Source organism: Methylosinus sp. R-45379 (assembly GCF_001644125.1).
Lineage (GTDB): Bacteria > Pseudomonadota > Alphaproteobacteria > Rhizobiales > Beijerinckiaceae > Methylosinus.
In genome coordinates this window covers 22,364-45,143 of record NZ_LUUM01000002.1, presented here as the reverse complement: position 1 = coordinate 45,143, position 22,780 = coordinate 22,364, and the positions used below count along the sequence as shown (strand labels likewise).

Sequence of the window (22,780 nt, the reverse complement as noted above, 5' to 3'; positions counted from 1 at the left end):
CGGCGACGCGATCTCTCGGGATCGCGTCGCCGTGTCGCGTCAATGGTGGACGTTCGCCCAGATCTTGCGCTTGGTGAAATACACCAGGAAGGACAGGACGATCAGGAAGCCGACCACCTTCAGGCCGATCGACTTGCGCTCCTCGAGATGCGGCTCGGCGGCCCACATCAGGAAAGCGCTGACATCCTTCGCATATTGGGCCGTCGTCTGCGGCGTTCCATCGTCATAGGTCACGGCGCCGTCCGAGAGTGGCGGCGGCATGCCGGTGCGGCGGCCGGGCATGTAGAGGTTGTAATATTGGCCGGGCGCCAGCTCGACGCCCTGCGGCGCATCCACATAGCCGGTGAGCAGAGCGACGATATAATCGACGCCATGCTCCTGATAGGAGAAGCCGGGCAAAGCGTCGGCGAGGAACAGCGGGAAGCCGCGCGAATAGCCGCGCGCCTTGGCGAGAACCGACATGTCCGGCGGATAGGCGCCGTTGAGCGCCGCCCGCGCCGCCTGCTCATTGGGGAAAGGCGGCGGGACGCGGTCGCTGAGCCGGCCGGGGCGCTCGTAATAATCGCCGGCGTCGTTGGGGCCGTCCTTGATCTTATAGCTCTCGGCCAGCGCCTTGGCCTCCGCCTCGGAGATCTCCGGCCCGCCCTTCTCGGCGAAATTGCGGAAGGCGAGCCGCGAGATCGAGTGGCAGCTCGCGCAGACCTCCTTATAGACCTTGTAGCCGCGGCGCAGCTGCGCATTTTCGTAATGGCCGAAGGCGCCGGCGAAGCTCCATTCCTGCCGCGGCGGCTTGGGCTGCGAATGCGCGCCGCCCTCCTCGGCCAGAGCGGCGCTCGCCGCGCCGGCGAGGGCCGCCGCCATGATGATCGATTTCATGATCGATGCTCTCTGTCGCGCGTCACGCATGGGGCTTCTCCTCCGTAGCGGCCTCGCCGAGCGAGGCGGCGATCGACCGCGGCTCCGGCAGGGTCTGCTCATATTTGCCGAGCAGCGGCAGCACGACGAGGAAGTGCAGGAAGTAATAGGCCATCAATATGCGGGCGGCGATGAGATAGACGCCCTCCGCCGGCTGCGCGCCGAGATAGCCGAGGCCGACCGACACGAAGACGAAGACCCAGTAGAACTTCTTGAAGGCCGGACGATAGACGCCCGAGCGCACTTTGGAAGTGTCGAGCCAGGGCAGCGCCGCCACGATGAGGATAGAGGCGAAGAGCGCGATGACGCCGACGAGCTTGTTGGGGATGGCGCGCAGGATCGCGTAGAAGGGCAGGAAATACCATTCCGGCACGATATGCGGCGGCGTCACCAGCGGATTGGCCTCGATGTAATTATCGGGATGGCCCGTATAATTCGGCACGAAGAAGGTGAGCCAAGCGAAGAGCCCGACGAAGACCACGAGGCCGACGGCGTCCTTCAGCGTCGCATAGGGCGTGAAGGGCACGGTCTCCTTCTTTATGTCCTTCACCTCGACGCCGGTCGGATTGTTCTGCCCCGTCACATGCAGCGCCCAGACATGCAGGCCGACGATGGCCACGATGACGAAGGGCAGGAGATAATGCAGCGCGAAGAAGCGGTTGAGCGTGGCGTTGTCGACCGAATAGCCGCCGAGCAGCCAGATGGTGATGGTATTGCCCACATAGGGAATGGCGGTGAAGAGATTGGTGATCACCGTCGCCGCCCAGAAGGACATCTGGCCCCAGGGCAGCACATAGCCCAGGAAGCCGGTCGCCATCATCAGCATGAAGATCACGACGCCGAGAATCCACAGCACCTCGCGCGGCTCCTTGTAGGAGCCGTAATACATGCCGCGAAAGATGTGGATATAGACGGCGAGGAAGAACATGGAGGCGCCATTGGCGTGCGCATAGCGCAGCGCCCAGCCCCAATTCACATCGCGCATGATGTGCTCGATCGAATCGAAGGCGAGCGTCGTCTCCGGCGTATAATGCATCGCCAGAACGATGCCGGTCACGATCTGCGCGACCAGCATGAACGAAAGGATCGCGCCGAAGGTCCAAAGATAGTTGAGATTCTTCGGAACGGGATAGGCGACGAAGGATTCGTGGATGAAGCCGAGGATCGGCAGGCGCCGCTCGAGCCAGCGCGCAAAGCCGCTCTTCGGCGTGTAAGTCGAATGTCCGGTCATGAATGTCGTCTCGGAGGTTGGGACGGCGACGGGGGGCCGCGATCAGCCGATCTTGATCTTGGTGTCGCTCAGGAAGGCGTAATCGGGCACTTCGAGATTGCTCGGAGCCGGACCGCTGCGAATGCGGCCGGAGGTGTCGTAGGTGGAGCCGTGGCAGGGGCAGAACCATCCGTGGAACTCGCCCTCATGGCCGGTGGGAATGCAGCCCAAATGGGTGCAGACGCCGACGACGACCAGCCACTCCGCCTTCTTCACGCGCGCCGAATCGGCCTGCGGATCGGGAAGCTCGGCGAGCGGGACGTTCTGCGCGGCCTCGATCTCCTGCTTGGTGCGGTGCCGCACGAAGACCGGCTTGCCGCGCCATTTGACGGTGACGATCTGCCCCTCGGGAATGGCCGAGATGTCGAGTTCCGTCGAGGCCAACGCCAGCGTCGAAGCATCCGGATTCATCTGCGCGATCAACGGCCATACGGCGGCGCCCGCTGCGACCGTCGCCGCAGCTCCCGTGGCGAGGAACAAAATATCCCGGCGGCTAGGCTCCGCCTTTGTCGCATTGCTCACTTTCTGGAACCTCTCTCGCGAGTTCGACCCTGACCCCTGCCTCGGCAACGCGAATAGAAACAAATCCATCCGCAAAGGGCGCGCTTGTTTTGAGCAGTTTGGCGTGAGACCGCAAGCGGCCTTCGCGTCGCTGCGACAAATTGCGCGCTTGCCGCCGCCTCGAGGATCAGTGACCCAGCACGCCGCTCTTGTCCACAAACGGCCCTTAGGAAATTTTGTCAACCGCCGGAAGCGTCGCGCCGGCGTCGTCCCTTGACGCGAGCGCCAGCGGCGGGGCTCATGCAGGGAACTCTGAGGAGGCGCGTGAGGACGTGAGCGGCCGTTATCTGGTTTTCGTGGCGACGGTGGTCAGCCTCATCGCGGTTCCGGGGCCGGACATGCTCTATGTGCTCGGCCGCGCCCTGGCCTCGGGAGCGCGAGCGGGACGCTTCTCCGCCGCCGGCATAGCCTTCGGCTATGCGCTGCTCACTCTATTGGTGGCGGCCGGCTTTCAGCTCGTCTTCGCGGCCTTTCCGGCGCTGTTTCTCGCCCTCAAATATATCGGCGTCGCCTATCTCTCCTGGCTGGCCTTTCGGCTCATCCGCTCGGACGGCGGCTTCGAGGCGCTGAGCCGCGGCCCCGGACGCACGGATTGGGCGGCTTTTTCGGCCGGCGTCGGCACCAGCCTGCTCAATCCCAAAGGGCTCTTGTTCTATTTCGCGATACTGCCGCAGTTTTTCGACGCCGCCGACGGGCCGTTCTGGCGGCATGCGCTCGTCTATGGCTGGACGACGAGCTTTCTGTGCCTGACGCTCTATTCCGCGCTCGCCCATGCGGCGAGCTATGGCGCCCGGCGCTGGACGCCAGAGCCGGCGGCGAGCCGCAATCTCTCGCGTCTCGCCGGCGTTCTGCTGCTGATGTCGGTGCTGGCCATGCTCGGCGCCGAATGGAGCGGCGCCATAGACTCTCGCTGACGCGCCCACGGCCGCAAACGCCGCGGGCTCGACGAGAATGGGCTCATTTGGTCACGATCGGCGCGGCCGTGGGAGCGGCCGGCGTCGTGAAGTGATAATTGAGGCCGCCGCGCACGATATGGCCGGCGCTCTTCACATTGATCGGCACGGCGCCGAAATTGGTGGAATAGCTGACGCCCGAATCGGCGAGTTCTGTGTAGAGATATTCGCCCTTCACCGAGATCTTGTCCGACCAAGCGTATTCGAAGCCCGCGCCCGCGGTCCAGCCGGCGCGCACCGTCGTTCCCGTGCTCAGCTGGCCGATGGTCAGCGGAAGGACCGAGGTGAAGCCGGTCGGCGCGAAATCCGTCCCGTAGGCGAAGCCCGCCGTTCCATAAACGAGCCATTTCGGCGTGAAGGCGTAGCCGACGCGGCCGCGGAATGTGCCGAACACGCCCGTATCGGTCGGGCTCGGCGTGTTCCAGCCGCCCGTCTCGGCGTTGATCGCGCCGCGATAGCCGAAATCGGCCTCGAGGCCGAGGACGATGGTCGGCGACCATTGCCAATTATAGCCGAGCGTGCCGCCGCCGACGAAGCCCGAGCCGCGCTGAGGCGTGTCGCGGAAATAGGTGAAGGTCCCCTCGCCCAGAAGGGCGCCGGCATAGGCGCCGATATAGGCGCCCTGCCAGCTGAAGACCGGCGCCGGCGGCGGGGCCGGCGCGGCCTTGGTCGACGGGAGGTCCGCCGCAGCGGCCCCGCCCGCCGTGATCGCCGCCGCGAGGGCGACGATCGCGCGGAAGCTTTTCGTCCAATTCGACATGATACAACTCCTCATACTTTCTGCTTGTCAGTAGAGCTTGACTTTCAACGTCGCCCCGTAAGCGCGGAAAGCGTTGTCGCCGAACGTCACCGTCTGCGCCGCCGTGCTCGTGCCGATGGTCTGCGCGACGACATATCGCTGGTCGAAGAGATTCTTCGCCCAGAAATGCAGGCTGTAACGATCGTCGTCGGTCCGCAGGCCGATGCCGAAATTGACGACGGAATAGGAAGGCTGGAACACCGAATAGAGCGAGCCCGGCTGCGAGAGCTGCGTCTTGTATTTCCAGGCGAGGTTTCCATAGACGAATGCGGTGACGGGGACATCCGCGACGCCGCCGAGCCCTTCGAAGATCCGGCCGAGCGGATGTTCGTAATTCGCGCCTATGTTGAACGAATAAGGCGCGACGGGGCTGTTGCCGGAGACGCCGCCGGTGATGCGCTGACCGGAGAGATCGACGGAGAGCGGCGCCGCCACGCCATTGACGTTGGCGGATGTCGGCCAAGTCCAATCCGGCGCCGGAGCGGCGTTCTTATAGTTGATATAGCGAGCTTCCGTCAGCGCGCCGGACAGGGTGATCGACAGCCGCTCGAGCGGACTCCAACGGCCGTCGAACTCGAAGCCGCGCAGACGCACATGGCCGATATTGCCGAGATAAGTCTTGCGCAGCGGAATGCCGGTCACGTCGACGATGCTGGTGTTCACCAGGATCGACTGGAAGTCGTAGATGTCGTTCCAATAGAGATTGCCGTTCAAGGTGAGCTTGTTGTCGAACCAATTGGTCTTGATTCCGAGCTCATAGTCCCATGACACCTCCGGCTTGGTGACGACCGGCTGCCATTCCTTGAAATTACCCTTGCTGTCGGTGATCGGCAGCGCGCCGGTATTGATGGCGCCCGACTTCTCGCCACGCGCGGCGGAGCCGTAGACGAGAATGTTCTCGCTATATTTGTAGGACGGATTGATGAGGCCCGAAAGCGAGTTGCGCGTCGCCTTCTGTCCGCCGGTGTCGAAGAAGGTCGCGCCATAAGCGGTCTGCATCGCCGCCGCCTGCGCCGCCGTGTAGACGCCGCTCGCCCAGCCGAAATCCGAGCCGCCCCTGATCTCGAACGTGTCGCGCAGACCCGCGGTCAGCGACCATTGCTCATCTATGTGCCAGGTCGCCTGACCGAATTCCGCGAGGCTGAAGGTGCGCGCCTTGCCGTCCGTATGCTCCGACGTGCCGTTGAGCAGCGCCGGATTCGCGTTGAAATTATTGAGCAGCCATTGCGACGCTTGATAGCCATAGTCGGTGTGCTGATAGGACGACACCGTCTCGTATAGACTATAGACGCCCACTTGCCATTCGAGCGTCTGATCCTTGGGCGAGGCGAGGCGAACCTCCTGCGAATATTGATCGACCTTCACGTCATAGGCGTTGCCGCTGATCTGGGTGTAATTATTGCCGAGCGAGTTGCGCGGATGCAGGATGAACTCGCGCCAGGCGGAGATCGCCGTGAGCGTGTGCTCGCCGAGCTGCACATTGATCTCGTTGGAGACGCCCGTCGTGCGCTGGTCGAGATTGCCTAGGCGCGACATGACCGGCGAATAAGGGCTATTGACGAGCATCGGATAATGCAGACGCGACGCGAGATTTTGCGCATAGGTCGTGTTGGCCGCGCCATTGGCCCATACGGGGAAACTATTGCCGATGACGCCGCTGTAATTGTTGTACTCGTCCGAGCGCAGGCGATCGAAGATCAGACGGTCGGTGAAATTGTCGCCGACATAATAGAGCTGGCCGCGCACGCCCCAACGATTATTGTTGAGCAGATCGGCGCCGGTGAGCGCGTCATTGATCGCGCCGTCGCCCTTGTCCAGGAAGAAGGTGACGCGATAGGCGAGCTTATCGTCGATGATCGGCCCGCTGATATTCGTCTTCTCGATGATGCGGCTGCGATTGGCGAAGGAGGTCTCGAAGCTCGCCTCCGGCGTGAAGGACGGCAGCTGTGTGTGAATGACGACGGCGCCGACCGTCGTGTTCTTGCCGAGCAGCGTGCCCTGCGGGCCGCGCGCCACCTCGAGGCTCTGCAGATCGACGAAATCGGCCCATTGGAAGCCGACATGCGTGTAGAACACATTGTCGACGATGAGGCCGACCGCCGATTCCGAGCCATCGGCGCCGCCGGAAATGCCCGAAATGCCGCGGATCGCCATGGCGGAGGTGCGCGGATTGGTGACATAGGGAACGAAGTTCGGCACCTTCTGCGCGAAATCGCCCAGACGCTCGATATGCTCGCGCTCGGCGGTCTTTCTGCCGACGACGCTGACCGGCAGCGGCACGTCCTGGGCTTTCTCCTCGCGCAGTCGCGCGGTCACGGTCACATCGTCGACCTGCGCATTGGCGGCCGCGGCGGCGTCGGCCTGGGCGACCGCAGCGTCGGCGGCCGGCGCAGGCGCCGATTGCGCAGTCGAAGGGCCGGCCGAAACCACTCCGTAGGCCAGAACGCCCGCCGCGGCCAATGAGGCGAAACCGACGCTGCGCAACAAATTCGCACGCGACTCTCTCTTTGCTCCACTCGCTCTCGACATCACCACAGTTTCCCCATGTCCCGTCGCACGCGGCCCCTCACGGAGCCGCGGCGACGGTCTACGCAGCGCTCCCCCATGGCGCGCTTACGTATAATATCTATAGACTACGTAGATTTAGTAGGGGACGTCAACAGCTTCGCTCACCCTTCCCGGCGAGCGGCGGCCTTTCGCGCATCGCCTGTGGCGCCACTGCAACAGGGAGATTGCGCGCGCGCAAAAAAAATGCCCCGCCTCCTCACGGAGACGGGGTGTTTTTCTCTCAACCCTATGATGAAAATAGAGAGTTCCGGCCGGAGCGGACGCCTGTCAGGCGGTTTGCGTAGCGCGTCTGGCGCGCCTTTCGCCGCTCGCCGCCTGGGGGACGGGAATGGAGCGCCGCAGGCGCCGCCATGCCAGCACCACGGCGCTGGCGCTCAGCGCGACGCCGAAGGAGACCCAGACGCCCATCCAGCCCCACCAGAGCCAATGATTGCGGAACCAGCCGAAATCCCAATGATGCACGGCCGAATAGACCCAGCGATAGACGCGCCGGCTCGTGTCGAATTTCGCGAGCAGGCGGCCGTCTGTCGGATCGACATAGAGAGACGTATGCTCGGCGTCGGCGAAATCGACGCGCAGCACGGGCAAGGGCTTGTCGAGCGCCGTCTGCCGATGATTGGCGAAATAATAGGAATCGTAATCGGCGAGCGTCTCGGCGCCGGCGATGGCGACGCCCTCCTTCAGCCGAGTCGCGGCGGCGAGAAGCGATTGCTCGCCGAGGCCGGCGACGGCGCCCGGAACGGCGACGGCGCGGCGCGCGCCGTCACGCGATTGCGCGAGCAGCAGCGCCTCCTCGCCGAGGCGGCTCCAGGACAGCTCGACGACATCGGCGGCGAGGCCGAGCGCGGCTGTGGGCCGCCAATCGGCGAAAGCCTGCGGAAGCGCGGCGCCGCGATAGCGCGCCAGCTCCTCCCGGCTCGCGGTCGCCTGCGAGAAGATCTGCCCGGGATTGGTGGAGAGAAAGCCGCTCGCCGCCCAGAAGAAAGCGAAAGTCCCGCCGATGAGTCCGGCCCAGAAATGATATTTCGGCCAGGTCTCGCGATAGGGCTGCGTGCGTCCGCGCGCATAGGTCGGACGGCCGAAAAATCCCGGCTTCCATTTGATCCAGCCGATGACGATGCCGCTGAAGGCGCCGATGGCGGCGAAAAATCCGACATAGGTCAGCGCGTCGCGGCGATAATCGCCGGCGCCGAGCACATCCAGCCAGCGGAAGAGATGCAGCCAATTGCCGGCGTAGATGAAAGCGCGCTCGACTCGCGTCGATACTTGCGCGACCTCGCCTGTACGCGCCGAGACGATGATCTGCGTGCCCGCGGCGTCGCCCGTCGCGAATCGATGCAGCGGCTTCAGCGACTCGGCGTTGCGCACGCCGACGGCCGCATCCACCGTGTCGAGATAGAGCAGCGAGGGCGCGCCGAGCCAGTCGCGGGCGATTCGCTCCGCCGCCTGCGGGTCGAGCTCGACCAGCGCGCCATTCGTCGCCGACAGGGCGAAGCGCCGGCCGGCGTCGTCCTCGATGAGCCAGATCGGCTCCTCGCCCAGCCGCAGCAGCCGCGCGTCGGCGAGGCCGCTCTCGGCCTTGGCGCCGCCGCCATGCTCGTGACGGCCGCCGCCTCCCATTCCACCGCCATGCCCCATGCCGCCGCCGGCAGCCTCGCCGCTGGCCTTCACGGCCTGCGCGCGAGCCGCGGCGCTGGCGCTCAGCGCCTCGCCCAGCGAGAGCCAGCCGTCCTGCGGAAGAAGCGCCGGCGCATGCGCCAGCCGCTGCGCGCGATCGATTGTCGGCGAGCCGATGAAGGTGATGGAAAATCCGGTCGAGAACCAGACGAGCATGAACAGCGCCAATACGACGCCCACCCATCGGTGCAGAAAGAGCAAGATCGACATTCGTGACGCTCCGCCTCGCGCTGAATGGCCGCGGCGGCGGTTCCGCCCACGGCGAAATCAGGAAAAAATCGCCGCGAAATTTAATTGATAAACACGACTAGGTAAATAGGAATATATCCGCTTTTCCCCGCCTTCGCAGGGCGATGGACGGCGATCGCCGCCGCGCCGGCAGCCCCCTCCCCGCGCAGGATTGCGTGTTCGCCACAGGGGGAATCTCCACAATCGCGAAGCCGTCGTCTTCGGCGCTAGCGTTTCTCCTGCGCCTCGGACGCTCGCGACATTTCATGAGATCGCGATCGATGAGCCGAGCGCTCTGCGGAGGAGCGGCGTGGGCACCTATATCGCGCATACGCGACGCAAGACGAAGCCGAGCAAGGCGGAGACGTCGACGATCGACGCGGAGGCGATGGCGGCGCGCGAGCAGGCGCTCGCCGCGCTGCGCGAGCAGCAGCGCATAGAGGCCGAGCGCCTGCGCGCCGAGAAGGCCGCGCGCGCTATGCGCCGCGCCGTGAGCAAGCGCATGGCCCCCACCGATCCCGACACATCGGGACGGCGACGCACGGCGACGCGCGCCGCCGGCATCATGCTGATCTCGGCGACCGGCGGCTTGCGCACACACAGCGTCTCGCTGTTTCGCGGCTCTGGACGCGCCGGCTCCGATCTCTGGCTCGCCGATGTGCAATTCGAGCAGGAGAAAGGCGTCGCCCATTTCATCAATGATCTCGCGACGCCGGCCGACAAGGATGCGCTGCATGCGATGCGCGCGCTCGCGCCGCGCATCGCCGAGCACATTTTCCTCGGCGCGCCGCCGCAGGACGGCGTCGACGACCGCAATATGAACACCGCCTTTCGTCTGGCGCAGTCCTTCATGCACAAGACGCATTACACCGCCTCGCTCTCCGAGGAGGAGAAGCAGCGGCTGAGCTTCTCCATCTTCGAGGAGCTGCAATCGGTCACGGCGATGCGACTGCGGCATTTGCAAAAGGAGCTGGAGCGCATCGTCGAGATTCTCATGCACAAGACGAAATTGTCGCGCTCGGAATGCAACGGCCTGCTCGCGCCGATCTACGAGGGATATGAGGAATTCCGCCGCGCCGAACAGGAAGGCGGGCCGCGGCGCGCGCCGCAGCACGAGGCGCCGGCGCCGATCGAGCCGCTCGAGGAAGACCTCCCCGCGACGGGCACGCATGGTCGGTGAAGCGGTCGCGACAAGCGCGATCGTCGCGCCGCGTCAGCCGATCGCGAGATAGACGACGAATCCCGAGCCGAGCAGCAGCAGAGCGGCGAGAACGACAAGCTCGAACACGCCAGCGTCGAAACCATGCTGCGCCTCGTCGGCGATGAGACGCCGCGTGCGGATGAAACGCACGGTTGCGACGACGATCAGCGCGACTCCTCCGAGCACCAGCAGGCCGCCGCCTCCACCGCTCGTCAATGGTCCCGACAATTTTTCGAAACGCTGCAAGATCGGACCGCGCTCTACCTCCGGTAGCGTGATGCTGATCGTATGCACGAAAAGGTCGAATTTTTCGATCACGAAGCCGAGCGCCATGATCGCAATGCCGGTGCGAACCCATGCGAGAAACGTCCGCTCATTGGCGGCGTGGCTGACATAATCGCGAATCATGGCGTCTCCTCTCTCGCGGCCGGGGAACGCGATTCGCGCGGTCGCGGGCGCGACGAGTCGACGCGTATTGAACCCCTTCGACGACGCGATAGATAGCCCGGGGTCGATCCGCAGACATCTTCGGAGCATCCGTCATGATTTATCCGATGCGAAGCCTCACGGCCGCCATTGTGATCGCCGCGAGCGCCGCCGCCGCCCAGGATTGTCGATCGACGAACGACTCCGGCGCCACGCGATGCGTGGCGGGCGTGCTCTACCGATGCACATGCACGCGCGGAATCGGCGCGACCACCTGCACATGGGACAATGCGGCGGCGCTGTGCTCGGCGCTGTCCGCGCATAGCGCGCCGACGGGCGACATAGAAGCGAAGGAGGAGCCGGCGGCGAGCGCCCCCGAGCTGGCGCCGTGACGCTCGACCGTGACGATCAGATGCTGGCGCCGAAGGTGAAGGATTCGCTCAGCGGCTTCGCCTGCGTGACATTGCTGCCCGCCGGCACGCCATGCGTCAGCCAGACATTGCCGCCGATCACCGAGCCGCGGCCGATGGTGATGCGGCCGAGCACTGTGGCGCCGGCGTAGATCACCACATCGTCCTCTATGATCGGATGACGTGCGCCGCCCTTCACCAGCGCGCCGTCCGCATCGACCTCGAATCGTTTGGCGCCCAGCGTCACCGCCTGATAGAGCCGCACATTCTTGCCGATGACGGCGGTCTCGCCGATGACGACGCCGGTGCCGTGATCGATGAAGAAGGCTTCGCCGATCTCCGCGCCGGGATGAATGTCGATTCCCGTCGCCGAATGCGCGATCTCCGAGACGAGCCGCGCGAGCATGGGCGCGCCGAGCAGATAGAGACGATGCGCGAGCCTGTGGCGAATGATCGCCGAAAGGCCGGGATAGGAGAACACCACCTCGTCGAGGCTCTTGGCCGCAGGATCGCCCTCATAGGCGGCGCGAATATCGGTGTCGAGCAGCGCGCGTATCCGCGGCAGCGCCTGCGCGAATGCATCGACGATCTCATGCGCGTGCGAGCGATGGTCGATGGTTCCGTCGTCGGAGCCATTGGCCAGCAATTGCAGCTCGCGGCGCACCTGCTCGCGCAAGGCGCGCAGGCTCTTGTCCAGCGTGTAGAGCACGAAGCCGTCGGCGCCGTCGGTGGTCAGCTCCGGCGGACCGAAATGGCGCGGATAGAGGCTCGCCGCGAGCCCATCGATGATTTCCATCGTCGCCTCGCGCGAGGGCAGCTCGGGCAGGCGCCCGTCGCGATAGCGGCGCTTCTGCGCGGCGCGGCGCAATTCGCCGAGCTCCGCGACGATGCGGCCGAGCTGCGGAAAGCCGCTGAACTCGGACCCATTTCCTGCATGCGGCCCATGCTTTGCTTCCGTCACCGCGCCGCTCCTTCGACAGGCGGCGGAAACCGTCGCCTCATTATATTCAGTCTATAAATCTACTACACTACTAAAGGATCGACAACAACCGCCGAGTCGGCTGGCGCGTCGGCCTCCGAGCCCTTAAATCTCCCGCGAAGTCCGAGGGATCCGATGACGACCGAAAATCCGCTGCTCTCCGCCTCGACCAAAGCTTTCGGCCTGCCGGCCTTCGGCGCGCTGAAGGCCGAGCACTACCGTCCCGCCTTCGAGGCCGCCATGGCGGAAAATCTGGCCGAGATCGCGCGCATCGCCGATGATCCTTCGCCGCCCGATTTCGAGAACACGATCGCCGCTCTCGAGCGCTCCGGCCGCCTCCTCGCGCGCGTCGGCGGCGTCTTCTGGAATGTCGCCGCGACCGACACCACGCCCGAGCTGCAGGAGATCGAGCGCGACATATCCGGCGCGCTGGCGCGGCACGAGAATGAAATATTGCTGAATGCCGCGCTGTTTTCCCGCGTCGATGCGCTCTATGCCCGCCGCGACGCGCTGGCGCTGACCGACGAGCAGGCGCGCGTGCTGGAGCTGACGCATAAGCGCTTCCTGCGCGCCGGCGCGAAGCTCGACGAGACGGCGAAGCGCCGCATGGCCGAAATATCCGAGCGCCTCGCCAATCTCACCACCGCTTTCGCGCAGAATGTTCTCGCCGACGAGGCCGATTATCTTCTGCTGCTCGACGAGACCGATCTCGACGGCCTCTCCGAGGATTTTCGCGCCGCCGCCGCCAATGTCGCGCGCGAGCGCGGCGCGCCGGGCAAATATGGCGTCACTCTGGCGCGCTCGAGCGTCGAGATTTTTCTGCAGAGCTCGACGCGCCGCGATCTGCGCGAGACCGCCTTTCGCGCCTGGGCCAGCCGCGGCGAGAATGGCGGCGCGACCGACAATCGCGCGCTGATCGCCGAGATTTTGCGTCTGCGCGAGGAGCGCGCGCGCCTCAATGGCTTCGCCAATTTCGCCGCCTATAAGCTCGACGACACTATGGCGAAGACGCCGACAGCGGTGCGCGAGCTCTTGGGTCGCGTCTGGGCGCCGGCGCTCGCCGCGGCGAAGGCGGAGCGCGACGATCTGCAGGCGCTCGCCGAACGCGACGGCGCCAATGTCGCGATCGGCGCCTCCGACTGGCGCCATTACGCCGAGCGCGTGCGCAAGGACCGCTATGATCTCGACCAGGCGGAGCTGCGTCCCTATTTCCAGCTCGATCAGATGATCGCCGCCGCCTTTCATGTCGCGGAGCGTTTGTTCGGCCTCTCCTTCGTCGAGGTAGAAGGGCTCGATCTCTATCACCCGAGCGTGCGCGCCTTCGATGTCCGCGATGCGAAGGGCGAGCATGTCGCGCTCTTCCTCGGCGATTATTTCGCGCGCCCCTCCAAGCGCGGCGGCGCCTGGATGTCGGAATTCCGTAGCCAGGAAAATCTCAGCGGACGCATTCGTCCCATCGTCGTCAATGTGCTGAACTTCTCACGCGCGCCCGATGGCGCGCCGACGCTGCTCAGCCTCGACGACGCGCACACTTTGTTCCATGAGTTCGGCCATGCGCTGCACGGCATGTTGTCGGACGTCACCTATCCGCTCGTCGCCGGCACCAATGTCGCGCGCGATTTCGTCGAGCTGCCCTCGCAGCTCTACGAGCATTGGCTGCTGGAGCCGGAAATTCTCCGTAGCTTCGCGCGCCACGCCGAGACCGGCGCGCCCATGCCGGAGGAATTGCTCGAGCGCATCCAAAAGTCGCGGCACTTCAACCAGGGCTTCGCCAGCGTCGAATTCTGCGCCTCCGCCTATGTCGATCTCGATCTGCACGAAAGCGCCATAGACGAGAGCTTCGACGCGCCTCGCTTCGAGCGCGAGAGCCTCGCGCGCATATCGATGCCGGAAGAGATCGTGATGCGCCACAGGACGCCGCATTTCACCCATGTCTTCGCCGGCGACGGCTATTCGGCCGGCTATTACTCCTATCTCTGGGCGGAGACGCTCGACGCCGACGCCTATGAGGCTTTCCTCGAGGCCGGCGATCCTTTCGCGCCCGACATTGCCGAACGCTTGCGCCGTCACATCTACGCCGCCGGCGGAACGCAGGACCCGGCCGAGGCCTATGTCGCCTTCCGCGGCCGCATGCCGAATGTCGATGCGCTGCTGCGCCAGCGCGGCTTCGCCCGTTAGCCGAACGAGAGCGCAGCGGCGCGCCCCACGAATGTCATATTCGTCGCCGCTATGCTGATCGCATGACGACGCCTCCCTCCCCTTCCAAACGCAGCGCCATCGCGCCCTTCATCGCGATGGATGTGCTGAGCGAAACGCGCGAGCTCGAGCGGCAGGGCCGCCGCATCGTCCATATGGAGCTGGGCGAGCCCGGCGCGCCGGCGCCGCTCGCCGTGCGCGAGGCCGCGGCGCGCGCGCTCGCCGAAGGCGCCATCGGCTATGCGGAAGCGCTCGGCCGGCCAGCGCTACGCCAGCGCATCGCGCGCCATTATGGCGAGGCCTATGGCGTCGAAGTCTCGCCGGAGCGCGTCATCGTCACCACCGGATCGTCGGGCGCTTTTCTGCTGGCCTTTCTCGCTGGTTTCGATCCGGGCGCGCGCATCGCCATGACGGCGCCGGGCTATCCGGCCTACGCCAATATCCTCGCCTCGCTCGGCCTCGAGCCCGTGCTGATCGATGTCGGCGCCGACACGCGCTATTCTCCGACCGCCGCTCTGCTCGAGGCGGCGCATCGCGCAAAGCGCCTCGACGGCGCGCTGCTGGCGAGCCCGGCCAATCCGACCGGCGCGATGATTCCGAGCGACGAATTTGAAAAAATCTGCGCCTTTTGCGAGGACGCCGGAATTCTTTTCGTCTCCGACGAGATCTATCACGGCCTCTCCTATGAGCGCGCTTGCGAGACGGCGCTGGCGCATTCGCGCAACGCCATCGTCGTGAACAGTTTCTCCAAATATTATGCGATGACCGGCTGGCGGCTCGGCTGGCTGGTCGCGCCAGAATCCTTGGTGCGGCCGATGGAGCGGCTGCAACAATCGCTCGCCATCTCCGCGCCGACGCTGGCGCAGATCGCCGCGCTCGAGGCTTTCGACGCGAAGGCGGAGCTCGAGGCGGTGAAGGCCGGCTATGCGCGCAGCCGCGCGCTGCTGCTGGAGCGTCTGCCGCGCTTGGGCTTCGCCGATTTCGCGCCGCCGGACGGCGCCTTTTACATCTACGCCGATATCTCGCGCTTTTCCGCGGATTCGGCCGCCTTCTGCAAGCGCATGCTGGAGGAGGCCGGCGTCGCCGTCACACCCGGAATCGATTTCGATCGCGCGCGCGGCAAGCGCATGCTGCGCTTCTCCTACGCCGGGCCGGAGAGCGAGGTGCGTCTCGGCCTCGAGCGCCTCGCGGCTTGGCTCGGAAAGTGAACCGACCTTTTAAAACAAAGGCAGCGTAACGGCGACGCGCGCGCCGCCTTTCGAGGCACGGCCGATCGTCACCTCGCCGCCATGCGCCTCGACGAGCGCGCGCACAATGGCGAGGCCGAGGCCGGCGCCGCCCGCGCCGCGACTGCGCGATGTCTCCAGCCGGCTGAACGGCTCCAGCATCAGCGCGCGCTGCGCCTCCGGGATTCCCGGCCCTTCGTCCTCGACGGCGATCTCGACGCAGGCGCCGCGCAATGTGAGAGAAGCGTGCGCGGCATGGCCATATTTCAGCGCATTGTCGATAAGATTGGCGAAGACGCGACGTAGCGCCAATCGATCTCCGAGAACGATCGCATCGGCGACGCCGCCCAAATCTATATCGACAGCTGCGCTCTGCGCGCGATCCTCGATCTCGGCGCGAAGCAGCGCCGCGACATCGATCATCTCGCGCGCGAGCTCACCCGCGCCGGCGCGGCTCGAGAGAAGCGCATCGTCGAGCAGCCGGATCATATCGTCTATATCCGCAATGGCGCGGCTCCGCTCGCCATCGTCGGCGATCGCTTCGACGCGCAGCCGCAGGCGCGTCGCGAATGTGCGCACGTCATGCGAAATGCCGCCGATCAGCGCCATGCGCGCGCGCAGGAGACCGAAGAGCCGCGCCTGCAATCGCTCGAAGGCGGCGACGAGCGCGCGCACTTCCGGCGCATTGCCGCGCTGGCGCGGCAGCAACGCCGGCTCGCCGGAAAGATCGATCGCGTCGACCGCGGCGGCGAGACGCGCGATCGGCTTCGTCTCGCGATGCATGACGAGCAGCGCGGCGAGCGCCACGAGCGTGCCGAAAAGGCCGGCGAGCAGCCCGACCGGAACGCCCGAACGCGCCACCATCATCGCGCCGCGCGTGTCGATGAGCAGAGTCTCGCCGCCGCTCAATGAGATGCGGAACTCGAGCGCATTAGAGAGCGCGCCCGCGAGACGCGGAAATCGGCGGCCGATCGGCAAAGTGGGGCGCCATTCCAAAACCAGCGCGCGGCCGTCCAGCGCGGCGGCATAGTCGCGGCGAATGTCTTCCGCGACGAGCGGACCGGACGGCGCCGCGACCACGCCGGCCGGCAGAAGCCGCGGCGCGAATAGCGGCGACGCCACCGCCTCCAGCGCCAGCGCGCGCATTTGCGGCGGCGTGCGCTCGATCAGCTCGACGACGGCGGCGACATGTTCGGGGGTCGGCCGTGCGCGCGCGCTCTCATCCGCGGTGAAGCGATAGAGAGCGGCGATGGCGGCGACCCAAACGGCGGTCAGGCTCACGATGACGATGAGCGTGAGGCGCGCGGCTATGGTCCAGCGCGACATCATGAGAGGCGCCGAACCTCGGCTTTGAACAAATAGCCGCCATTGCGCACAGTGGCGATGAGATCGCCGCTCGCGCCCGCCGCATCGAGCTTCTTGCGCAGGCGCGAGACCAGCATGTCGATCGCGCGATCGAAAGGATCGGCGTTGCGGCCATGCGTCCAATCGAGCAATTGATCGCGCGTCAGCACGCGGCGCGGATGCTGGGCGAAACAGGCGAGCAAATCGAATTCCGCGCTGGTCAGCGCGATCGGCGCGCCGGCGGATTCGAAGTTGCGCGCGTCGAGATCGAGCACGAAGCGATCGAAAGAATAGCGCCGGCTCGCCGGCCGGCTCGGCTCCGCCTGCGCACGGCGCAGCAGCGCGCGCACGCGGGCGAGCAATTCGCGCGGCCCGAAAGGCTTCGTCAGATAATCATCGGCGCCCATTTCGAGGCCGACGACGCGATCGATCTCGTCGCTTTTCGCCGTCAGCATCAGGATCGGCAGAGAATCGCTCGCGCGCAAGCGCCGGCAGATGGAGAGGCCGTCCTCGCCCGGCAGCATCAGATCGAGGATCAACAGATCCGGCCGTGCGCGAGAGAGCGATTCGTCCATCGCTCGCGCGTCCTGAGCGAGAATGAGCTCGAAGCCCTCGCGGCGCAAAAAATCGCCGACCAGCCGGCCGATCTCTGGATCGTCCTCCACCATCAGAATTCGGGCCGCGGGCGCGCTCATGAGGCAAATGTCGATCCACCGCGCCTTTCAGGCAAGAGCGCGAGAGGCGCTGTTACACGATGTTACGAAAGCGCGACAAAAGGAGACGAAAAGTCGCGCGGCGGTGATCGGCGCAGGACGAAGCGCGCGCATCCTCATCCTCACGTCGAAGCATCGACGGCAAGAGGAAGAGGAGATTTCACATGTTTCGATCCATCGCCGCTCCGGCTCTGGCCGCGCTGATGACATTCGCCGCCGTGTCCGAGGCCGACGCCTGGACTCGCAGCGGCTCTTTCACCGGTCCGCGCGGGACGAGCAATTGGGGCTCCTCGCGAAGCTGCGCCGGCGGCTCGTGCTCCTGGAGCGGCGGCGGTTCCGGCCCTCGCGGAGCCTGGAGCCGTTCCGGCTCGGCGAATTGCGGCGGCGGCTCCTGCAATGTCAGCAGCCAAGGCTCTGGTCCGCGCGGCCGCTCCTATGACTACACGCGCTCCGTCTCGCGTTGAGAGCAGGAGACCCATCATGCCGCAACTCACCAATTCCCCGATCGACCTCCATGCGAGGCTGATCATTCTCGCCGCCGCCATCGGCTTCATGGCGCTCGAATATGCATTCGCGCGTTTTACCGCGCACGAGCGTCACGATCTGCGCGAGAGCGCCGCTTCGCTGGGCGTAGCGCTCGGGCGCTCGCTGCTGCGCGGGGCCGAGGCGCTGATCATGGCCGGGCCTTACGCCTTCGCCTATGAGCATCGCCTCCTCGATTTCGATCCGACCAGCGCGCTCGCTCTCGTCGCGCTCTTCATCGGCGTCGAATTCTTCTATTATTGGGACCATCGCGCCTCGCATCGCGTGCGCTGGCTGTGGGCGACGCATAGCGTTCATCATTCACCGACGCGCATGAATTATACGGCGGCGGTGCGGCTCGGATGGACGGCGGGGCTCTCGGGCAATTTCCTGTTCTTCCTGCCGCTCGCCTTCATCGGCTTCCACCCCATCGCCATAGCGCTGATGCTGACCGGCAATCTGCTCTACCAGTTCTTCATCCATACGGAGTTCTGCCCGCGCTTGGGCGCGCTGGAATATGTGCTGAACACGCCGGCGCATCATCGCGTGCATCACGCCTCCAACGAATCCTGTCTCGACAGGAATTACGGCGGCGTGCTGATCGTCTTCGATCGCCTGTTCGGCACATTCGCCGAGGCGCCGAAGCAGGAAGCGCTGCGCTACGGGCTCGTCGGCGGAACGCCGAGCTTCAATCCGCTGAAGATCGCGCTCGGTGAATGGGCCGCAATGTTCCGCGACGCCGCCGCCGCCGCCGATTGGCGCGCTGCGCTGCGGGCATTGTTCGCGCCGCCCGGCGCATCCGAGGAAACGCCCCGCCACAGAGAGGCGAAGGCCATCACAGCCTGAGTTTTTTCAAAAAGAGGAGAATGACGATGAATAAAACGACGCTTTACGCCCTCGCCGCAGTGGCGCTCGCCCTGGCCGCGGGTCCGGCCGCAGCGCAGACGGCGCCCGCCGGCGCCAAGGCCGATGCGATGAAGAAAGCCTGCAAGGAGGATTATCAGCGCTTCTGCAGCGGCGTCATGCCGGGCGGCGGCCGCATCATCGCCTGCCTGCAGAACCATGCATCGGAACTCGGGCCGGATTGCGCGAAGGCGCTCGGCAAGTAACTCGGCACGTAAGCTCACGGAAAAGAAAGGCGCGACGGCCTGCTCGAGGCCGTCGCGCTTTTTTCGTCACTCGCCGCCGAGCGAGGCCTTGGCCCGCTGCCACCAGCCGCCCTTCTTGGGGCGATTGGGGTCGGCCTCGGTGATGATCGTCTCGGTCGACTTGCGCGGCGGCGCCGGCGGAGCGGCGGCCTCATGCACGATCGGAGACGGCGGAGCCGCAGGCTCCGGCGCCGGGGCCGCGGGAGCCGAAGCCTCCGCAGGCGCCTCGGGCGCAGGCGCGCTAGGGGCGGCGGCCGCGACCGGCGGAGCCGAATCGGCTGGCGCTTCCGAGGCGGGGGCTTCCGAAGCCGGACCCTCCGGGACCGACGCCTCGATGATCGTGGCGGACTCCGTCACGACGGGAGCCGGAGGCGCCTCGATCGCCTCATAAGGCGGGATATGCGCCTCGGCCGGGGAAACGGCCGTGTCGGCGGCGCCCTCGTCGAGCGGGAAAGCGCCCTGCTCGCGAAATTCGGGCGGCAGCGGCGAGGAGCGCGTCCAACGGCCGGCGCGGCGACCGCGTCCGCCGCGGCTACCCCGTTCGGCGGGACGCGGAACCTCATTGGAGGGCGCGGTGGGAACGCCGTCGATCTCCGCGACAATGGCGAGGCCTTCATCCGACGGCTGCTCGGCGCCCGGCGCCGGCGCTTCTCCGCCGGAGAGTCCGCCGCCGCGTCCGCGACGACGGCGCCGACGGCGCGCCCGCGGCTGATCGTCGCCCTCTTCCTCGACGAAGGGCGGGCGCGCGGCTCGCTCCTCGCGTCGCGCGGCATCGGGCCGGCGCTCGGCGACCTCGGGCCGGCGCTCGACGATCTCGTCCTCTTCCGCGACCGGCTCGGCCTCGATCGACTCGATCTCATCCTCGAGATCGGCGAGCGAATCGACGCGCAGCGCGTTCTGGGCCGGAAGCTCGCGCACGCCGGTGGCCGGCTCGCCGCGCTCCAGCGCATGATAAGAGGTGCCGGTCAGGCTGTCGTCGGCGGAGACGGTGATGGCGACGCCGAAGCGGCGCTCCAGAGCCTGCAGATGGTTGCGCTTCTGATTGAGAATATAGAGCGCCACCACAGTGCGCGTGCGCAGGCTGATGTCATGCGCTGCGCTCTTGATGAGCGCATCCTCGAGCACGCGCAGCACATGCAGCGCGATCGAGGCGGTGGAGCGCACCGTGCCGGCGCCGGCGCAATGCGGGCAAGGCACGGTCGAGCCCTCGAGCACGCCGGCGCGAATGCGCTGGCGCGACATTTCGAGCAGGCCGAAATGCGAGATGCGGCCGACCTGAATGCGGGCGCGGTCGTTCTTCAGCGCATCCTTCAAGCGGCGCTCGACGGCGCGATTGTTGCGGCTCTCTTCCATGTCGATGAAATCGACGACGATGAGGCCGGCGAGATCGCGCAGTCGCAGCTGGCGGGCGACCTCATCGGCCGCCTCCAGATTGGTGCGCAGCGCCGTGTCCTCGATATTATGCTCGCGGGTGGAGCGTCCCGAGTTCACGTCGATGGCGACCAGCGCCTCGGTCTGATTGATGACGAGATAGCCGCCCGACTTCAGCGTCACCTGATTGGAGAATAGCGCGTCGAGCTGCGCCTCCGCGCCGGCCGAGGCGAAGATCGGATTGGGATCGCGATAGAGGCGGACATTCTTGGCGTGGCTCGGAATGAGCATGCGCATGAAGTCCTTCGCCTCGCGATAGGACTCCTCGCCAGAGACGATGACCTCCTCGACGTCGCGGCCGTAGAGGTCGCGGATGGCGCGCTTGATGAGCGAGCCTTCCTCATAGACCAGCGTCGGCGCGCTGGAGCGCAGGGTCAATTCGCGCACGCTCTCCCACATGCGCAGGAGATATTCGAAGTCGCGCTTGACCTCGGCCTTGGTGCGGGTGGCGCCGGCGGTGCGCAGAATGACGCCCATGCCCTCCGGAACCTCGAGCTCCTGCACGATCTCCTTCAGGCGCTTGCGATCGGCGCCGTCGGTGATCTTGCGGGAGATGCCGCCGCCGCGCGCGGTGTTGGGCATCAGCACGGAATAGCGGCCGGCGAGCGAGAGATAGGTGGTCAGCGCCGCGCCCTTGTTGCCGCGCTCCTCCTTGACGACCTGCACGAGCAGAACCTGGCGGCGCTTGATGACCTCCTGGATCTTATATTGACGGCGCGAGCGCGAGGGCCGGTGCGGCACCTCTTCCATAGCGTCGCCGCCGATATGCTCGACGTGCTCTTCCTCGTCCTCGTGCTCTTCCTCGTCGTCATGGTCGTCGTCGCGGCGGCGGCGGGCCTCGGCCTCCTCGCGCTCGACCTCATGCTCCACATAGCGCTCGCTCTGGTCCCGCTCGTCCTGACGACGGGCCTTGACCTCGTGATCGGCCTCGGCCGGCTCGGCCGGCGTTTCCTCGACATGGCCGACCTCGACGACGCCGAAGCCCTGCGGATCGATGGCGATCGGCTCGGCCTCGTCGGCCTCCTGCGGGCTCGCCTCGGCAGAAGGGCTCTCGGCGAGCGATTCGGGCTCCGCGCTCTCGGCGCGGATCTCTTCCGCCGGCGTCTCGGCCGACACAGCCTCCTCGGCGGCGTCGGTCTCCTCGCTCTCAGAAGCGCTCTCGGAAATCACCTCGTCGGAATTGGCGCGCTTCTCGGCGCCGTCCGAATGGCGGCGGCGCGAGCGGCGACGACCTCCGCCACCGCCACCGCCATGGGAGCGCGGCTCCTCGTCCTCCTGCTGATGGACGCGGCTCTCCTCCTCGAGCAGAGCGATCCGATCGGCGACGGGAATCTGATAATAATCAGGATGAATTTCGGCGAAGGCCAGAAAGCCGTGGCGATTGCCGCCGTAATCCACGAAGGCGGCCTGGAGCGAAGGCTCCACACGCGTGACCTTGGCGAGATAGATATTGCCGCGCAGAGGCCTTTTGTCGGCGGCTTCGAAGTCGAATTCCTGAACGCGATTGCCACGTAGCACGACTACGCGGGTTTCCTCCGGGTGGGAGGCGTCGATGAGCATTTTGTTGGCCATGAGAAACTCTTTGCGGCGCGACGCGAGGCGACGCCGGCGGTCTCGAGCGAACGTCCCGTGAGGGACGATGCGACCGCGGTCCGGCGAAGCGTCGGAGCGTCGACGCGTGTCTTCTGGGAGTTGGTGTCGATCGCGAAACATCGGATACGCGAACCGGCGCGACCGCCGGCGAACTGGGCGAGAGGCCCGACCGGCCGCCGAAGTGGGACCGACCAGGAGCCGAAGTGACGACGGCTCGGCGCGACAGCGCGAATCGATACGCCCCCCGGCGCGCGATACTCTCGCGCGGAGCGGGGCCTCGATTGGCGGCATGTCATGGACTTCGCCATGAGCTCGTCACAAAAACCTTATGTCACAGCGCCTTACGGCGGCGCCCGCCCGTCCGGAACCCGCGCGCGAGGCGTGCATTCGAACGTAATTCGTTCCGCGGAAAAAACGCCGTCCGTCCCGAGACGGTTCCCGGCGCCGTAAAATGCCGAAATTGCGCGAGGCGTATTTCGAACCCTTCCACGGAACGTTTCCATACATAATGTCTCGAAGGCGACACCGCAAGTTGGCCGAAGGCTCCGCCCACAGGCTGGCGCCCGAAATGGCCGAAAAAGCGCGCAATTCTCTTTTTTTCGAAGCGAATTCCGAGCGAT

At 65.9% G+C, this 22,780-nt stretch carries 19 protein-coding genes; 8 read left to right on the top strand and 11 right to left on the bottom strand.

Features of this window, described 5'->3' with window-relative positions; genetic code table 11:
• Positions 1–39 precede the first annotated feature (39 nt).
• Genes A1351_RS00630 through petA form a run of 3 tightly spaced genes read right to left on the bottom strand, consistent with a single transcriptional unit; the run spans position 40 to position 2,707 of the window.
• Positions 40–876: a cytochrome c1 gene (locus A1351_RS00630; RefSeq protein WP_245275785.1), complete on the bottom strand. Its 837-nt coding sequence runs from the start codon at positions 874–876 to the stop codon at positions 40–42.
• A gap of 22 nt (positions 877–898) precedes the next feature.
• Positions 899–2,146: a cytochrome b/b6 gene (locus tag A1351_RS00625; protein WP_026599071.1), complete on the bottom strand. Its 1,248-nt coding sequence runs from the start codon at positions 2,144–2,146 to the stop codon at positions 899–901.
• 42 nt (positions 2,147–2,188) lie between these two features.
• Positions 2,189–2,707, bottom strand: a complete 519-nt coding sequence (gene petA / locus A1351_RS00620) for a ubiquinol-cytochrome c reductase iron-sulfur subunit (RefSeq protein WP_024880641.1) — start codon at positions 2,705–2,707, stop codon at positions 2,189–2,191.
• Positions 2,708–3,018: 311 nt separating this feature from the next.
• Between petA and A1351_RS00615 the strand changes: the two genes are divergently transcribed.
• Positions 3,019–3,660 carry a LysE family translocator gene (locus A1351_RS00615; protein WP_064031892.1) on the top strand — a complete coding sequence of 214 codons (642 nt, stop codon included), beginning with the start codon at positions 3,019–3,021 and terminating at the stop codon, positions 3,658–3,660.
• A gap of 43 nt (positions 3,661–3,703) precedes the next feature.
• On the opposite strand, the gene A1351_RS00610 is transcribed toward A1351_RS00615, so the two are convergent.
• The 3 genes from A1351_RS00610 to A1351_RS00600 form a co-directional block, all read right to left on the bottom strand.
• Positions 3,704–4,459 carry an outer membrane protein gene (locus A1351_RS00610; RefSeq protein WP_064031891.1) on the bottom strand — a complete coding sequence of 252 codons (756 nt, stop codon included), beginning with the start codon at positions 4,457–4,459 and terminating at the stop codon, positions 3,704–3,706.
• 27 nt (positions 4,460–4,486) lie between these two features.
• Positions 4,487–6,985, bottom strand: coding sequence for a TonB-dependent receptor (locus A1351_RS00605; protein WP_036308952.1), 2,499 nt, complete (start codon positions 6,983–6,985; stop codon positions 4,487–4,489).
• Between the two features lie 348 nt (positions 6,986–7,333).
• Positions 7,334–8,953 (bottom strand): PepSY domain-containing protein, encoded by a 1,620-nt coding sequence (locus A1351_RS00600; protein ID WP_083966982.1) that lies wholly within the window; start codon positions 8,951–8,953, stop codon positions 7,334–7,336.
• A 328-nt stretch (positions 8,954–9,281) separates the two neighbouring features.
• On the opposite strand from A1351_RS00600, the gene A1351_RS00595 reads away from it, so the two are divergent.
• Positions 9,282–10,151, top strand: coding sequence for a hypothetical protein (locus tag A1351_RS00595; protein ID WP_064031919.1), 870 nt, complete (start codon positions 9,282–9,284; stop codon positions 10,149–10,151).
• Positions 10,152–10,184: 33 nt separating this feature from the next.
• On the opposite strand, the gene A1351_RS00590 is transcribed toward A1351_RS00595, so the two are convergent.
• The gene (locus tag A1351_RS00590; protein WP_024880647.1) at positions 10,185–10,580 is read right to left on the bottom strand and encodes a YidH family protein; all 396 of its coding nucleotides are present in this window, start codon (positions 10,578–10,580) and stop codon (positions 10,185–10,187) included.
• A 134-nt stretch (positions 10,581–10,714) separates the two neighbouring features.
• Here A1351_RS00590 and A1351_RS00585 point away from each other — a divergent pair, with 134 nt between their 5' ends.
• Positions 10,715–10,990, top strand: coding sequence for a hypothetical protein (locus A1351_RS00585; protein ID WP_026599077.1), 276 nt, complete (start codon positions 10,715–10,717; stop codon positions 10,988–10,990).
• A gap of 16 nt (positions 10,991–11,006) precedes the next feature.
• Here A1351_RS00585 and epsC read toward each other — a convergent pair whose 3' ends face one another.
• Positions 11,007–11,969, bottom strand: a complete 963-nt coding sequence (gene epsC, locus A1351_RS00580; protein ID WP_371441440.1) for a serine O-acetyltransferase EpsC — start codon at positions 11,967–11,969, stop codon at positions 11,007–11,009.
• A gap of 153 nt (positions 11,970–12,122) precedes the next feature.
• Here epsC and A1351_RS00575 point away from each other — a divergent pair, with 153 nt between their 5' ends.
• The gene (locus tag A1351_RS00575; RefSeq protein ID WP_064031890.1) at positions 12,123–14,165 is read left to right on the top strand and encodes a M3 family metallopeptidase; all 2,043 of its coding nucleotides are present in this window, start codon (positions 12,123–12,125) and stop codon (positions 14,163–14,165) included.
• A 62-nt stretch (positions 14,166–14,227) separates the two neighbouring features.
• Entirely contained in the window at positions 14,228–15,391 is a 1,164-nt protein-coding gene (locus A1351_RS00570) for a pyridoxal phosphate-dependent aminotransferase (RefSeq protein ID WP_064031889.1), read from the top strand.
• A gap of 9 nt (positions 15,392–15,400) precedes the next feature.
• Here the strand turns inward: A1351_RS00570 and A1351_RS00565 are convergent, their stop codons facing one another.
• Together A1351_RS00565 and A1351_RS00560 are read right to left on the bottom strand one after the other, a co-directional pair.
• Positions 15,401–16,738 (bottom strand): ATP-binding protein, encoded by a 1,338-nt coding sequence (locus tag A1351_RS00565; RefSeq protein ID WP_245291544.1) that lies wholly within the window; start codon positions 16,736–16,738, stop codon positions 15,401–15,403.
• Complete coding sequence (locus A1351_RS00560) at positions 16,735–17,448, bottom strand: response regulator (protein WP_064031888.1); 714 nt, start codon at positions 17,446–17,448, stop codon at positions 16,735–16,737. The genes A1351_RS00565 and A1351_RS00560 overlap by 4 nt, the downstream gene beginning before the upstream one ends.
• Positions 17,449–17,630: 182 nt before the next feature.
• On the opposite strand from A1351_RS00560, the gene A1351_RS00555 reads away from it, so the two are divergent.
• Genes A1351_RS00555 through A1351_RS00545 form a run of 3 tightly spaced genes read left to right on the top strand, consistent with a single transcriptional unit; the run spans position 17,631 to position 19,097 of the window.
• Entirely contained in the window at positions 17,631–17,930 is a 300-nt protein-coding gene (locus A1351_RS00555; RefSeq protein WP_051465433.1) for a hypothetical protein, read from the top strand.
• A gap of 16 nt (positions 17,931–17,946) precedes the next feature.
• Entirely contained in the window at positions 17,947–18,834 is an 888-nt protein-coding gene (locus A1351_RS00550) for a sterol desaturase family protein (RefSeq protein WP_024880653.1), read from the top strand.
• A gap of 26 nt (positions 18,835–18,860) precedes the next feature.
• Positions 18,861–19,097 (top strand): cysteine rich repeat-containing protein, encoded by a 237-nt coding sequence (locus A1351_RS00545; protein WP_026599082.1) that lies wholly within the window; start codon positions 18,861–18,863, stop codon positions 19,095–19,097.
• Positions 19,098–19,163: 66 nt separating this feature from the next.
• Here the strand turns inward: A1351_RS00545 and A1351_RS00540 are convergent, their stop codons facing one another.
• Positions 19,164–22,139 (bottom strand): Rne/Rng family ribonuclease, encoded by a 2,976-nt coding sequence (locus tag A1351_RS00540; protein ID WP_064031887.1) that lies wholly within the window; start codon positions 22,137–22,139, stop codon positions 19,164–19,166.
• Between the last annotated feature and the right edge of the window lie 641 nt (positions 22,140–22,780).

Coding starts and splice junctions, on each gene's coding strand:
- A1351_RS00550 (WP_024880653.1), top strand. CDS start 17,947: ATGCCGCAACTCACCAATTCCCCGATCGACCTCCATGCGAGGCTGATC.
- A1351_RS00600 (WP_083966982.1), bottom strand. CDS start 8,953: ATGTCGATCTTGCTCTTTCTGCACCGATGGGTGGGCGTCGTATTGGCG.
- A1351_RS00565 (WP_245291544.1), bottom strand. CDS start 16,738: ATGATGTCGCGCTGGACCATAGCCGCGCGCCTCACGCTCATCGTCATC.
- A1351_RS00625 (WP_026599071.1), bottom strand. CDS start 2,146: ATGACCGGACATTCGACTTACACGCCGAAGAGCGGCTTTGCGCGCTGG.
- A1351_RS00630 (WP_245275785.1), bottom strand. CDS start 876: ATGAAATCGATCATCATGGCGGCGGCCCTCGCCGGCGCGGCGAGCGCC.
- A1351_RS00575 (WP_064031890.1), top strand. CDS start 12,123: ATGACGACCGAAAATCCGCTGCTCTCCGCCTCGACCAAAGCTTTCGGC.
- A1351_RS00555 (WP_051465433.1), top strand. CDS start 17,631: ATGTTTCGATCCATCGCCGCTCCGGCTCTGGCCGCGCTGATGACATTC.
- A1351_RS00545 (WP_026599082.1), top strand. CDS start 18,861: ATGAATAAAACGACGCTTTACGCCCTCGCCGCAGTGGCGCTCGCCCTG.
- A1351_RS00585 (WP_026599077.1), top strand. CDS start 10,715: ATGATTTATCCGATGCGAAGCCTCACGGCCGCCATTGTGATCGCCGCG.
- A1351_RS00610 (WP_064031891.1), bottom strand. CDS start 4,459: ATGTCGAATTGGACGAAAAGCTTCCGCGCGATCGTCGCCCTCGCGGCG.
- A1351_RS00560 (WP_064031888.1), bottom strand. CDS start 17,448: ATGAGCGCGCCCGCGGCCCGAATTCTGATGGTGGAGGACGATCCAGAG.
- A1351_RS00570 (WP_064031889.1), top strand. CDS start 14,228: ATGACGACGCCTCCCTCCCCTTCCAAACGCAGCGCCATCGCGCCCTTC.
- A1351_RS00540 (WP_064031887.1), bottom strand. CDS start 22,139: ATGGCCAACAAAATGCTCATCGACGCCTCCCACCCGGAGGAAACCCGC.
- A1351_RS00590 (WP_024880647.1), bottom strand. CDS start 10,580: ATGATTCGCGATTATGTCAGCCACGCCGCCAATGAGCGGACGTTTCTC.